Source organism: Novosphingobium cyanobacteriorum (assembly GCF_029436685.1).
Lineage (GTDB): Bacteria > Pseudomonadota > Alphaproteobacteria > Sphingomonadales > Sphingomonadaceae > Novosphingobium > Novosphingobium cyanobacteriorum.
The window spans coordinates 14,183-27,905 of sequence record NZ_JAROCY010000022.1; the positions used below are offsets into that span (position 1 = coordinate 14,183).

A 13,723-nucleotide genomic window follows, 5' to 3' on the forward strand; every position below is an offset into this window, starting at 1 on the left:
TGCAGGCTCTATCGCCGACCGGTCAGATGTTCCCGTTATTGCTCCTGTACTTCCAATATGAGCAACGTCCCAGATGACATTCTTAACGCCTGCTACAGCGATATGCGGCGTATGGCGCGGCGCATCCTGGCCGGAGATGGTGCCAGGCAATTGATCCAGCCTACCGAACTGGCAAATGAGGCTGCAATCCGGCTTCTGCGATCGAACCTGTCAGGGGTATCCGACCAAGGGCACATGCTCGCCTACGCAGCGCGTACGATGCGCCAAGTGCTGATTGACGAGACTCGCAAGCAAGCCGCAAAGAAGCGCGAGGCAGTCGGCATGATGACTTTGTTCCCGGGTGAAGATGTGCACCGATTAATCGATATCGAGGATCTCGATCGCGCTCTCGGCGAACTCGCTGTACATTCCCCCGACTATGCGCGGGTTGTCGAATTGCGCTTCATGTTGGGGCTGAGCGTCGACGAGACGGCAATGGCAACCCGGTTGTCGCACCGCACTGTGCTCAGGCGATGGAACGCCGCGCGACTATGGCTGCTGGAGCGCCTTGGGGAAGGCTCTCCCGAATGAGCGAGACGCCGCGCCTTGCGCCGGATCCTGCAATCGAACGGCGGGTTCTGGCGCTGATGGAGCGGCTGCTCGCCCACCCCGGCAACCAACGGTTTCGCAAAAGGCTGCTGAAAAACGAAAGCGGTGCCGTGTTGGTGCGCATTGCAGCGCTCGAGCGCGCGGTCGCGCACGTTGCCGCGATGCCAACCGAGTTGCCACCCGGGACGAACGAGGCCGAACTGCCACCACCCAAGCGCTTCGGGCCATTCGCATTTGTGCGGCGGATCGGAGCTGGCGGCATGGGTGAAGTGTGGGAAGCGCGGCGGGACGACGGCCTCTTCGATCAGCGCGTGGCGATCAAGCTGATTCAGCCGCGCCTGCAGGTACGTGCTGCGGAGGCCTTTGGTGCCGAGCGCCGAATTCTGGCCCGGCTCGAGCATCCCGGCATAGCCCGCTTGATCGATGGCGGAAAGACCGACGACGGGCGGCAGTGCCTGGTCATGGAGTTTGTCGACGGGCAGCCGATAGATGAGCCTTTGGTTGGCTCGGATGGCGTCGGACTGGACCTGTCCGAGCGGCTGCGACGCTTTGCTGACGCGGCGCAAGCAGTGCATCATGCACACAGCCAGCTGGTAGCCCACGGCGATTTGAAGCCGTCCAACATTCTTGTCGATCGCAAAGGGCGCGTACGGCTGCTCGACTTTGGGATCGCGAGGCTGCTGAAGGGTGACCAGGATGCGCTGGTGCTCGCGGGTGCAGTGACCAGCGCCTTTGCGAGCCCGGCGCGCCTAGCTGGCGGATTGCCTTCGATTGCGGATGACTTGTTTGCGCTAGGCAAGATTCTTGCGCGGATTGCGGAGGACGAGGCTGACGTGGACATCGCCGCTATTGCCGCAAAGGCCAGCGCGACGGACCCGGCACTTCGCTATGACGGAGTTCCTGCCTTGCTTGCCGATCTGGTGCGGCGCGAGCAGCACTTGCCGCTGGCCGCGCGCGGCAATGACTGGCGCTATCGCGCCCGGTTGCTGGTGCGGCGACGCTGGCCTGCGTTGGTTGCCGCAGCAGCGCTTACGGCGATGCTGGTCGTCGCGGGCACAGGTTTCGTTTCAGCTGAGCGCGAGAAGGCCGAGGCAGGTGCGCGCTTCGACGACGCGCGCGCAACCTCCCGCTATCTGCTCTACACACTTTATGACCAGCTCGAGCGGCAGCCAGGATCATTGGGATTGCGGCGGGAAGTCGCGCAAACCGCGCAAAGCACGCTGAACCGTTTGGCCGAAAGCAAGTGGGCGGGGCCACAGGTTCGCATCGAGGCGGCAGAGGGCTTGCTGAGGCTCGCCCAAGTGCAGGGAAGTCCGCTGGGCGCCAACCTTGGCCAGCCGGCGCGTGCGCGCGTGAACATCGATACAGCGCTTCGTCTGCTGGAGCAGGCGGGCGAGCCGCGGGCCCTTTTGGCGCGGGCACGCCTTGACAGCGCGTGGTTGGCCGAGCTCGTCGAGGAGAACACTCCGCGCGCACGCGCCGATGCAGCGCTTGCGCAAAAGGCATTCGACCCCACCGATCCTGCTACGACGCAGTTGCGCGCCAGCCACGATCTGCTCGTTTCCATCATGGCGCAGTGGGACAAGGATTACCCGAAGGCACTTGCCGCAGCCTTGGCAGTCGAGCGCGAGTTGGCAGGCGATGCCAGCCTGTCTGCGCTGATCCTGAAGGCACGTGCAGCAGAGGCACGCGGCGATGTAATCTGGTATGGAGGCAATGGCGCTGGATCGGTGCCGGCCTATCGACAATCGGTCGCCCTGCTGGAGGATGCAGTGCGGCGTTTCCCCGCCAGCATGCACGCTCTTCGGCGTTTGGGGCACGCGCGCTGGGCGCTGGCTTCTGCGCTGGCGGATAGCGGAGCGGTGACCGAGGGCCTGGATGAAATTGCCAGGTCGAGCGCCGATTTGCGCCGTGTCGTTGTGTTCGACCCTGCGGACGACGACGCGCTGCGGCATCTCCACATCAGTGAGAATGCGCGCGGAGGCATCTTGGTGTTGGCAGGCCGGGTCGACGAGGGATTGCAGTTGCTGAATGCAACTGCTGCCGAGCGCAGAGCCATCTGGCAGGCGAACCCCGGTGAGGCGCGGCGGATGCGCGATTACGCGGTAGAATTGAAGCCGCTGGCAGACCTCCAACTCCAGACCGGTCGCATCGCCGCGGCCTGCACGAACTACGCTGAGGCACGACGGCTATTCGAATTGGTGGACAAGGCCGGGCGGCTGTCCGCCCAAGACCGTATCGATCAGCTGGGCAATATCCTGAAATCCCAGAACAAATTTTGCCGCTAGTCCGATCCGGACCATTCTCACCTAAAAAAGCTGCCAGCTGCCTGTCCGATTTGCATGGCGGCTACGCATTTCGTCATGAAGCACCACGCTGCGAGAGGAGCGCGTTCATGGCGACTTACATCCTGACTGATGGCGACGACATTCTTGGAATCGATCCCTTCCGTTATCCTTCGAACGATCCAGGCCCCTATGTAGTCTATGGCAAAGGTGGTGCGGACAACATCACTGGCGGGCTGCTTGGCGATACGCTTTATGGTGGCGACGGAAACGATACCCTGGCTGGCGGTGCCGGTGCCAACATCGTGCGCGGACAGAACGGCGATGATTATATCCAGATCTACAACGAAAGCGGATCGGGACCGAACTACGATCTGCTCGCCGACAAGGTTTTCGGCGATGCAGGCAACGACACCGTGCAGTTCATCCTCGGCGGTGCCTCTGTAGCTCACCGCGCGGATGGGGGCGCAGGGCTCGATGCCTTGGCGATAAGCTTCGAGGCCCGGTACGATCCCATTGCGAACCTCGAACTGATCTACAACCGGATAATTGACTTGCGCGGTCTGTGGAGCGGAGGCGCGGGGAAGGTCGACACCGCCATCGTGCGAAGCTTTGAGCGGATTTCTACAGTTTCCGGAGGTAGCGGCAACGACACGATCATCTTGGGAGCATACGTCACGCCGATAAACCCAGCCACGGGCAATACCTTCGATGCTCCGCAGATCTATGGTCAAGCCGGTGACGACTACATTTCGGGCGGCGCTTCGAGCGACTATATCAATGGCGGTCTGGGCAATGATACGATCTATGGCAACGACGGCGACGACTACCTCAGCGAAGGGTACGGTGGTCCAGGCGGTGGCAATGACCTGATCCATGGCGGCAATGGGCAAGATACAATTGTCGGCGGCGCTGGCGACGATCGGCTTTATGGCGATGCCGGCAATGACAACATCCAGGACGGCGACGGGAACAATGTGGTCTCGGGTGGCGAGGGCAACGATTACGTTGCGACCGGCAGCGGGAACGATCGCATCCATGGCGACAGTGGCAATGACAACCTTAACGGTGGCGAGGGCAAGAATACGATCTACGGCGATGAGGGCGATGACAGCCTGTTCGGGGGTACCGGCATCGACAGCCTGAGCGGTGGCGCCGGGGATGACTTTGTCTTTGGCGCGGCAGGCAACGATCGCCTCAGCGGTGGCGAAGGGGCCGATACCCTGCAAGGCGGTAGCGGCAGGGACACGTCTTTTGGTGGCGCAGGCAATGATACGCTCGACGAGAGCGTGCAGGACGATGGTTCGAACGACAAGCTCTACGGCGAGGCAGGTGCGGACATCTTGCGTGGCGGCGGCGGGGCAGATCGACTTGATGGAGGAACGGGCGTTGATACGTTGAGCGGAGGAGGAGGACGCGATTACTTCCTGTTCACCTCCGCGCCTGATGGGGACACGATCACCGATTTTACGCGCACCGAAGGCGACAAGATCATGCTTTCGAAAGCCGTGTTCGATGGTTTGGGCGCGTCAGGTGTTCTTGGAGCGGATGCCTTTGTCTCGGGCGCGGGCATGGATGTCGCAGGCGACGGGGATGATCGGATTATCTACAACACAACCACTGGTGCCTTATGGTATGATGTCGATGGCACGGGCGCGGTAGCGGCGCAGTTGATTGCGATGCTGGGCGATGCCAGTCACCCTAAACTCACATTCGGTGATGTCCTGATCATCGCCTAGGTTGGCATTAGCGCTCCGCCTGAGCCTCGGTTCGCAGCGTAGGGTGTGCCTTCCAAAACAGCTTCAGAGGACCTGTGCACGGGGGTTGCGATTCTTGACGGAGATGCCCGAAAACCGGGGCTTTCCGGCAGCGCCTATAGCCCGCAGGGCGTTTTAAGGCGAGTGGGTCGGACATCGATTTTCCAGTTTTGTTCCGTCTTGGCTGCCAAATAGCCATCACAAGGGGGCGAATTGCCAACGGAAACAGCGCCTTCAGAAGGCGCTGCCAACGTCGCTTCAACGTGATCTGAAGGGTTAAAACTGAACAGAAAAAAGGCCCCTGCGGATGGGTCCGCCGGGGCCGGTTTGGGATCGGTATGGTGATCGCGAGGCGACGCTACTTCGAGCGTCGCCTGCTGCCTTCTCCTTCGCCTTGGCGAGGAAGTCGACCTGCTCGGCAATGATCTCGCAGCCGTAGCGGACCTGGCCTTCGCTGTCGGACCAGCGGCTGTAGTGGATGCGGCCGGTGACCATGACCAGGGCGCCTTTGGTGACGAGCTCTGCCACTGCCTTGCCGACACTATTGAAGCAGGTCACGCGATGCCATTCGGTCTCGCTCTGGCGCTGCCCCTCGCCGTCCTTGAAGCTGCGGGTGGTGGCAACCGACAGGTAGGTGATCGATGCGCCGCTTTGCGTGGTGCGGACTTCCGGGTTGCTGCCGACGAAGCCTGCGAGGATGACGGTGTTTTTCATGGCGAATTCCTTTTCGAAGTTCTGCTGAGTGTCCAAGGGACCATCCCTTCGACTGAGCCCCGAAATGTCCGGAGGCGGAGAGGACCGCACCGAATGAAATGAGTGAAACCCCGCTGGAAGGAATGGTGCGGGCAGACGCGCATGGCGCGGCAACACGGTCCGCACCGGCGCGGGTTGCGTGTCCTCTCCGGCTTCGGACAGGGGCTTGGTTCCAGTCTCGGACGGGGATGTTGTCTGGACGCGGGCGAGCGGTCACGATGGCTCGTCGTGAAGAACCAATCCTGCCTCAGGCCGCCTTGGCAAGGTTCTCGATGCGCGCCTCGCAGGCGCTCTTAACGAGATTCTGGAGCACCTTCACCCGCTCGGCGATCCAGGCGAGTTCATCAGCCGAGATGCGATACGATGGCGAGTACCTTGCCTTGACGTAGGCGTCGCGCAGGAGGGCATAGCACCGCTTCTCGAAGCGCCCGGTCCGCGGCCAGACATCCTTCAGCGCTGGCTCAAGTTCCTCGGCCATGTCCCTAAGGCGATTGAGCGCGTGGGTTTTTGGGCTCCACAAGGTGCGCGTGAGAAACAGGCAGTGATAGAAGCGCTCAGTGGCTTGGTGAAGGAGGAATGCCGTAAGCTTCGACTTGCCGCGCGCCCCAGCGTCATTGGCGCTCTCCAGGAAGTCCGATGCACTTTCGAACCAGTCCTCGAAGTAGTCCTGTGTTTCCTTGAGGGCTTGTTCGGGCGAAAGCGCGAGCGGATCTACGAAGGGAAAACCAGGCTCCTCGAACAGGACAATGCCCTCGTTGAGGATGTCCATGAAGAAGTACCGGCCCAGCCTAAGCTTGTCGTTCACATCGTCGAGGCTGTGGTAGATCAGGCTGACCGGCGTGCGCAGCACGGTCCCGACGGACAGGTCGGCCAGCAGCCTGCTTTCGGTTGCTTCCCAGAACTCGGCGATATCGGTGAGATCGTCGTGGTTCACGAGCACAAGCAGGTCGTAATCGGAAAAGTACCGGCCCACCGGGTCTTCCACCCAGTCGCCGCGCGCATAGCTTCCGAACAGCACGATCTTGAGCAGCTTGCCCATCCGGTAGCGTGGCTGCGTGCGATGCGCGATCGCTGCGGCGAAACCGGCGCGCACGGCCTCGACCACGTATGCGAGTTCGCGCCGCTTGCCTTCGGGAAGATGATCGAGACCAGATTGCATGACATCGAGAATCGCCGGTTTCGATCGCGCTGCCAAGGGCAAAGTGTTAGCGTCGCCAGCCAAGTCTGCTGATCCGGCAATGCTGGGCGGACCGGCGGTGCTGGCCCGAGGCGTTCCGCCACCTTTACGCGCAATGTCCGCGCGGTTTCCCATCACGACCGGTTCGCCCGGCCAAGCGCAAGCAGGACATCCACCAGCGCTTCGTGGGCCACCTCCGGTGTCACATTCAGCTTGTGAGCTGCAGCTTGGATCGTGAGGCCATCGAAGCGAATCAACCGGAACACATCCTGGTGCAACGGCGACAGCCTGAGTAGGGCGGACAGGATTGCTTGCTTCCGGCGCCATTTAGGCTGTCGGCCGAGGCACCGGCACGGAACGAAATGGATGGAGCGCAATCTGAAAGGCATTGTAGGGTCCCCAGCCGACGCACTTGACCGACCGAGATGACCGCGGTGGCGGCAGGAGCCTGCAAGGTTTGCCTTTCAGGTGGTCATCGCACCCGCAGGGCTGTAACAACGTGAAGGACTCGGCATAGCCGGGTTGCGACGAGCACCAGGCAAGCATAGCCAAGGCTGCCTCCCCCTGGACAGAGCAGCTTGGGCAAGCTGCTTGGAAGGGGATTGCGGGTCTGCCCTTCAAAGCGAGTTGCCATGATATCCGCATATTCCGATAGCAAGAGTGGCTAGCTTGGCCTCCTTTCTCAGCTTTAATGTCCGACGTCGACTTTCTGTGCTTTCAGGCGCTCAATGTGTGTTGGGAATGACGAGAAGTGGGACAAAGCGACCGTTCGTTGTCGCTCCGCGAACGTCGGCTTCTTAACCGACACCAGACATCCGCGCGGGATCACGGACTAATCCGACACGCCAGATTCCAGAGCGACAAGCACCCCCGCGATGCCTAGTGCAAATGTATGGCTGAACTCGATCTTGCTCCGATCCTGCTAAACGCTGCGGGCGTTGGCGCTGGCTTGCTTGGCATCGCTGCGGTGGCGCTGCTTTCCCGTCCTGCCCGCTTGCCGGGCTATTCGCTGGCCTTGATGGCTTTGCTGGCGATTCTGGTTCTCGATGTGGCTTCCTCGATTTTCGATCTGGGGCCTTGGGCGCGTGCCCTGCCGCAATGGGGCGGGACCAGCTATCTGCTCTGGCCTTGGATTCCGGTGCTGCTCTGGGCCTATGTGGCTGAGCTGACCGCGACAGAGCGCCAAAGCTTGCGCAAATTCGGTGCTCACATCGCTGCTGCCTGCCTTGGCATGGCGCTTTATCTGCCAACCGTGCTGCTGCCCGCATCCGACAAGCTGGCGCTGGCCGATGGCACGCTTCGCCTTGTCGCGCCGCGCCACGCGATCATGGCGCTGGGCTTGCTGGGCTTCATCCTGTTGTGGATTGGCCATATCCTGGTGGCCTTTCGCCTGATCATGCGCCGCCTGGTCGCGCACCGCGCCAGGATGCGCGATCTGCTTTCCGATGTTGAGGCGGTAGATCTGCGTTGGCTGAACGGCTTTGGCATGTTCATCAGCCTTGGCATCGCAGTCGTGGTGGCGGACAATCTGGGTGCGATCTTTATGGGGCGGGAAGTGCTGAGCGCATCGGCTGGCGCGCTGTACGAGGCTCTGATCATCGCGGGCCTCGCGCTGTTCGGTCTGACCCAGCAGGCCGCCGTGCCTGCTTGGGCAACTGATATTGAGAAACAAGCCGAGCAGCCGCCCTCCGAAGAGCCTTTCCCAGAAGCAACCCGTTATGCCAAATCCTCACTCAGCAAGGCCGATTGCGAAGCTATCTTGGCGCGGCTGGATAAGGCCATGACCAGCGGCGAGCCGTGGCGCGACCCCTTTCTCAACCTCAAGATCCTCGCCGAAAGAATCACGATCAAGCCCTATTATGTCACGCAAGCGCTCAACACTGTGCTGCAGCGCAACTTCTATGACTATGTGAATGGCTGGCGAGCACGCGCGGCTGCCCAAGCCTTGATCGCCAGCAATGCCTCGGTGCTGTCAATTTGCGAGGATGTGGGCTTTAACTCGAAATCGACATTCAATGCCGCCTTTCGCAAGGAAATGGGCACAACACCAAGTGCTTATCGCAAGGCCCAGCAAGGCGCGACGCTTGAATGATGGTGCGAGCCGCACGGCTCGGACGACAAAGACACCTGCCAGTGCGCAGATCAAAGCCTCCTAACAGCCGAGGATTTGATGCATATGTCGCGCCCTTCATGGCCAATGGCCAGCCTCATTGCCGCCGTCTTGACCGCTATGGCCCCCGTGCCCGCTTTGGCCCAAACCAAGCCCGCCCCAAACAGCTATTTCTTTGGCGACTCCGATCTGGAGCAGGGCAATTATCAGATCATCGCTGGCCTCTCTGCTGCCGAGCGTGCCCCCTATTCCTGCAAAGACGGATTGTGCCGCGATTCCAATGGGCCAATCTGGGCTGAAATCATCGCGCCCCAGGTCAGGCCAGCTCTCGCAGCCGGTTCGGCCACTTCGCTCAATTTCGCGGTATCGGGCGCGCATATGACGCAGCGCGGTGATCCGGATTTGAACATCGACACTGGTGTGACGCGGCAAGTGGATCAATTTCTGGCGCTGCAGGCGGCGGGGGCGCTGAAGGTCACGCCGAAGGACAGGTTCTTCATCCACGCAGGCACCAATGATATGTTGCGCATCCTCGGCGGTGAGGCGCCTGCCGCCGTCGCCTCGGATATCGTGTCGGCCGCCCGCGATCATGTGTCAATGCTCGCAGCGCATGGCGCAAAAGCCATCGTTGTCGCCTTGGTGCAGCCGGTGCAAGTCTTGCCCTTCATCGAAGCACCGGAATATGCGGATTTGCGCGACTTTGCGGCGCAATTCGTTGCCACCACCAACGTCGACCTGCGCGCTGCCATGGTGGCGCTGCGCCCCAGCCTGCCGGTGGGCACCAAACTGGTGCTGCTCGATCAGCCTGCCTTTTTCCGCCACTTGGAGGCCAACTATGCCAAGCTGGGCTTCAACACTTTCACCGATGCCTGCTACGATCCTGCAACAGGGCAATTGTGTTCGGGTGATCCCAAAGTGCAAAATGCCCATGTCTTTTTCGATGGCAACCATCTGACCAGCGCCGCACATGGCCTGCTGGCCGATTGGTACAGCGCAACGCTCAACGCAGCAGATGGCAGCGCCGGGGCTCTCGCCATTGCCATGCCCGATGCCGCGTTAAGCGCGGGCGAGGCGATCTTTCGACAGTCAGACGCCTCGAGGCGATTGATGTCTGCCACGGGCGCAGGCCGCTTCGTATTTGGCGCGCCATTCCACCAATCGCTCAGCCTCGCCAATGCTTCGGGGCAGGCGATGGGGCTGGACCAGAATGGCGGCGTCTTTGGCGTGCAATGGAGGACCGGAAAGCGCTTCTATGCGTCGCTGGCTGGCGCCTATCTTAATCAGCGCGCCACGATGGGCGCAACCAACACGTTCCGCATGCGAGAAACTGCAATAATGGGGAGCGCGGGCCTGCTGCTGCGCAATGGCTATATCGGCCTGCACGCCAGTATGGCCGCGCCGCGGATTTCCGCCTTCCAACGCGATGTCGGTGCGCTGGGCCTGATTGCCACTTCGGGTGACAAGGATATTGGAGCAAAGCGTTACGATTTCGGGCTGGAGGCAGGCTCCGCGCAGCATTGGGGCAGGTTGACGCTGACCACTAACGCCCGATTGCATCACACCCATGTCCATATCAACAGTTTTGCCGAGGAGGGTGCCGATGGGCTGGCGCTGAACTATGCTCATCAGCGCCTCGACAGTTGGTCACTGGGTACGCAGGCGCGGCTCGGCTGGATGCTGGTCGACCAGCCAAGCCGTCTGACCCTCATGCCCTATGTCTCGTTGGGGAACACGCTGCGTCTCGCAGGAAAATCGCATGTGCTCACCTCAACCTTGCAGGGCGGTCTAACGGATGGTGCGATGCTGCGCCAAACAACGCTGGGCCATGACCGGCAAGAATTGGGCGGCGGGGTCGAACTGGGCTTCGGCAGGCAGATCAAGCTGGGCCTGGCCTATACCCGCAACTTCGGCGGTGGGCAGAAAACTGCAGAACGCTATGGCATCACCTTGGGCATGGGGTTTTAAACATGAAAATCATTGGTGCGCTGTTCGGCGCAATGGCATTTGTGGCCATTTCAGCCGCCGCCCATGCGCAGGAACAGCCGACAGTCGTGCTGGAATCCGGCCTTGGCGACGGGGCTGATGTATGGAACGCTTTGCGGGCAAAGCTGGCGTTGCCCAACTTCGCCTATGATCGGCCGGGCTATGGCGGAACGCCTGTCAGCCTGACCCCGCGCGACCCCTGCACGATTGCCCATGAATTGCACGAAAGGCTCGCGCAGGCAGGTGTCAGACCGCCCTATGTGCTGGTCGGCCATTCTCTGGGCGGGCGATATGCCTATGCCTTCGCAAGGCTCTATCCTCAGGACACGACAGGCCTTGTGCTGGTGGATGCCACGCCGCCCGGCCATTGGGATGCCTTGCAGCGGGAGATGCCCGCGCAGGCCACGGCGCTCAAAGTCATCAAGAGCCTTACCTTCTCCCGCGCCATGCGCCGCGAATTTGATGGGCAGGAACAATGTCTGGCGCAGCTACCGACCGCACCAATGAGCATGCCCGTACGGGTCCTGCTGCGCACCATCGACAATTCGGGCGGGGGCGGCGCGAAATTGCGCGACATTGACTACAAACTTGCTCAACATTGGCTAGCGTTGACGGGCGCCCCAAGGTTGGAACGGGTGGACGGATCTGGCCACTATATCCAGAAGGATAAGCCTGATGTGTTGACCGAGATTATCAGGCAAGTTTGTTCGCAAGGCAGGTGAAGCCAGTTTGAGCAAAGGCACTGCAATCGTGTTTTCCGATCAGCAGCGCGCCTGTTGGCCAAGAGGGCCCGATCGGTCAGGGCGGTGCTACAAACAAAGTTGTGCAGGGAATGACAGGTTTCGGTAGATCAGGTCGTTCTCGGAACAGGCTGGGATAGACGGCAAGTGGTCGGGTGCTGCCGGAAGCGGAACGCCGCCTCGTGGGAGATTATGTTGAAAATGGCACCTTGGTCCACTGCCGCTGGTCTTGCAGAGCAAGCAGGCAGCACTGGCGCTTGACCTGGTCGCGGCCAAGCGCAGCATTTCGGTGGCGATACAGGGCGATTTAACCATTTCGCCAACGAACTGCTCGTCTTGGGTCTAGCCTTGGATAATGATTGTAAAGCGTTGGCAACCATGTCCGGACACACCCGGTTATGGGCCCGAGCAGACCGGGTTCGATCTGCCATCAAGCAAGATGGGCCGAAAAGGTCTTTCCAGATCCATGAAGAGTTCTTGCAAGCAGCCCATCCAGCACCATTAGATTCGATCCGGAGTGGTGAATATATATAGGCATATTCCCGTAAGAAGCCCAAATACGGGAATTAACCATACTTAGTGAAAAGGGTTTCCAGGATCGTAACCATATCCTGGAGACCGGATTTGTCACGCCAATCGGCCGCTGCCCGCCTTTCGACTGCTACACTGGCACTCGCCACGGCATTGAGCTTTCCCGCCGTTGCGGCACCCCAGGATCCGGTTCCCGCGCTTATCGACCTGCCTGCACCGGCCGCGATGCATGCGACAAAGATTGCTGGCCCGACTTGGGACGGCACGCCGCTTGCCGCACTCGAGCGCAGCGCGGTGGGCAGCGTTGCCCCCGGGGCGGCGCTCGACAGCCATGGCGAGCTCCTGCCGACCGATGGCGGTCTGCAGGAGGGAGCTAGCGCGCCAGCAGCGACATCCGCGAGCGCAGAGCCGCTGGCACCAGCTGTGCAACTGCCGGCCATGGACCTCGACAGCGATCAGGTTGCTTCCGGCGATGGCGTCAACGCCGTTGCGGATGCCGGTGCCGGCGATCCCGCCAGCCCCCCGGAAAATGCGGTTGAATCGCTGCGGGACGCCATCGTCGCGTCGCTCAAGCAGAATCCCGAAATCCAGATCGCCCTCGCGCAGCAGGACGATGCGCTATACGGGGTCGACGAGGCTCGGGCGGGCTTCCTCCCGCATGTCGATATCCAGGCCGGTTGGGGCAGGGAGTATACGCAGACGGCCACGCAGGCCTCGACCCAGCGCTACCGTACCGAAGCCACGATCACGCTCAACCAGAACATCTGGGATTTCGGTGTCACGTCCAACGATATCCGCCGCGCCCGGGCCAGCTACCGTTCTGCCCAGTGGGGCACCCGCGAGCGTATCGAGGCGATTTCCTATGATATCACCAATGCCTATCTTGCGGTCCTGCTCCAGCAGAAGCTGCTCGTCCTGACCGAGAACGAAATCGCCGCGGTCAAGAAGATCGTGCGGATCGTGACCGTGCAGAAGGACCTCGGCCTCACCACGCCGGCCGATGTCGGGCGTGCGCAGACGCGCCTGGAAAACGTGCAGTCGCTGCTGCTCGACCGCAAGAGCGCCTTGCAGCAGGCCCGTACCGCCTACAAGCGGCTGACCAACCACCTCCCGGCCAGGGTCCGGGAGCTGCCATTGGCAGGTGCGGCCTTGCCCGAGACGGTCGAGGTCGCGGTCGACATGATGGAGAGCCGTGCCCCCCGCCTTGCCCAGGCGGTGGAGGACCGGCGTTCGCTTGACCGTCAGTATGACAGCCAGTCGGGTACGTTCTTTCCGCGCGTGGGATTCCAGGTCCAGGGCAATCACAGGGAGGACGTGCTCGGCAACACCGGCCGCGCCAATGACGCCCGGGCCATGATCACGCTGTCCTACAAGCTGTTCAACGGCGGCGCGGACCTCGCTCTGAGGCGTCGCATCGGGGCAAGGCTTCGGCAGGCCGACTATGAGCTCGACCGTCGACGCCGCGAAGTCGAGCAGGACATCCGCATCGACTACGAGGCGCTCAATGCCGCCCGCCAGAAGATCGGCACGATCAACGCCGAAATCGAATCCGCCCAGAAGGTTGCCGATCTCTACAAGCAGCAGTTTCGCGAAGGGAGGCGGACCGTCTTCGAGCTGCTCGACAGCCAGCAGGTTCTCTTCAACGCCAGAGCCAACCAGTACACCAACGAGATCGCCATGCGTGCGGCCGAGTATCGTGTGCTGCAGAAACTCGGCGGCCTGTTCGACCTCGTGAGCGAGGGCGAGCCGCTCGGCCCGATCTCGGTGCCCGCCCCGGGAGCATCCGACTGAGCCTCATT

At 61.5% G+C, this 13,723-nt stretch carries 10 protein-coding genes; 7 read left to right on the forward strand and 3 right to left on the reverse strand.

Going from position 1 to position 13,723, the window contains the following annotated elements; all coding sequences use genetic code 11:
- Window positions 1-57 precede the first annotated feature (57 nt).
- The 3 genes from POM99_RS18365 (at window position 58) to POM99_RS18375 (ending at window position 4,612) form a co-directional block, all read left to right on the forward strand.
- Window positions 58-570 (forward strand): ECF-type sigma factor, encoded by a 513-nt coding sequence (locus tag POM99_RS18365; protein ID WP_277280051.1) that lies wholly within the window; start codon window positions 58-60, stop codon window positions 568-570.
- On the forward strand, window positions 567-2,876 hold the full coding sequence (locus POM99_RS18370; protein ID WP_277280052.1) for a protein kinase domain-containing protein: 2,310 nt from the start codon (window positions 567-569) through the stop codon (window positions 2,874-2,876). Before POM99_RS18365 ends, POM99_RS18370 begins: the two co-directional genes overlap by 4 nt.
- A 107-nt stretch (window positions 2,877-2,983) precedes the next feature.
- Complete coding sequence (locus tag POM99_RS18375) at window positions 2,984-4,612, forward strand: calcium-binding protein (RefSeq protein WP_277280054.1); 1,629 nt, start codon at window positions 2,984-2,986, stop codon at window positions 4,610-4,612.
- A gap of 294 nt (window positions 4,613-4,906) precedes the next feature.
- Here POM99_RS18375 and POM99_RS18380 read toward each other — a convergent pair whose 3' ends face one another.
- From POM99_RS18380 to POM99_RS22505, 3 genes are all read right to left on the reverse strand, one after another.
- The gene (locus POM99_RS18380) at window positions 4,907-5,344 is read right to left on the reverse strand and encodes a single-stranded DNA-binding protein (RefSeq protein ID WP_277280095.1); all 438 of its coding nucleotides are present in this window, start codon (window positions 5,342-5,344) and stop codon (window positions 4,907-4,909) included.
- A gap of 286 nt (window positions 5,345-5,630) precedes the next feature.
- Window positions 5,631-6,542, reverse strand: a complete 912-nt coding sequence (locus tag POM99_RS18385) for a HEPN domain-containing protein (RefSeq protein ID WP_277280056.1) — start codon at window positions 6,540-6,542, stop codon at window positions 5,631-5,633.
- 152 nt (window positions 6,543-6,694) lie between these two features.
- On the reverse strand, window positions 6,695-6,817 hold the full coding sequence (locus tag POM99_RS22505; RefSeq protein WP_369011645.1) for a hypothetical protein: 123 nt from the start codon (window positions 6,815-6,817) through the stop codon (window positions 6,695-6,697).
- A 635-nt stretch (window positions 6,818-7,452) separates the two neighbouring features.
- On the opposite strand from POM99_RS22505, the gene POM99_RS18395 reads away from it, so the two are divergent.
- From POM99_RS18395 to POM99_RS18410, 4 genes are all read left to right on the forward strand, one after another.
- Window positions 7,453-8,652: a helix-turn-helix domain-containing protein gene (locus POM99_RS18395; protein WP_277280059.1), complete on the forward strand. Its 1,200-nt coding sequence runs from the start codon at window positions 7,453-7,455 to the stop codon at window positions 8,650-8,652.
- A 105-nt stretch (window positions 8,653-8,757) separates the two neighbouring features.
- Entirely contained in the window at window positions 8,758-10,635 is a 1,878-nt protein-coding gene (locus POM99_RS18400) for an SGNH/GDSL hydrolase family protein (RefSeq protein WP_277280061.1), read from the forward strand.
- Between the two features lie 2 nt (window positions 10,636-10,637).
- A complete protein-coding gene (locus POM99_RS18405) occupies window positions 10,638-11,375 on the forward strand; it encodes an alpha/beta fold hydrolase (protein ID WP_277280063.1) in 738 nt (245 codons plus the stop codon).
- A gap of 702 nt (window positions 11,376-12,077) precedes the next feature.
- Entirely contained in the window at window positions 12,078-13,715 is a 1,638-nt protein-coding gene (locus tag POM99_RS18410; protein WP_277280064.1) for a TolC family outer membrane protein, read from the forward strand.
- Window positions 13,716-13,723 lie beyond the last annotated feature (8 nt).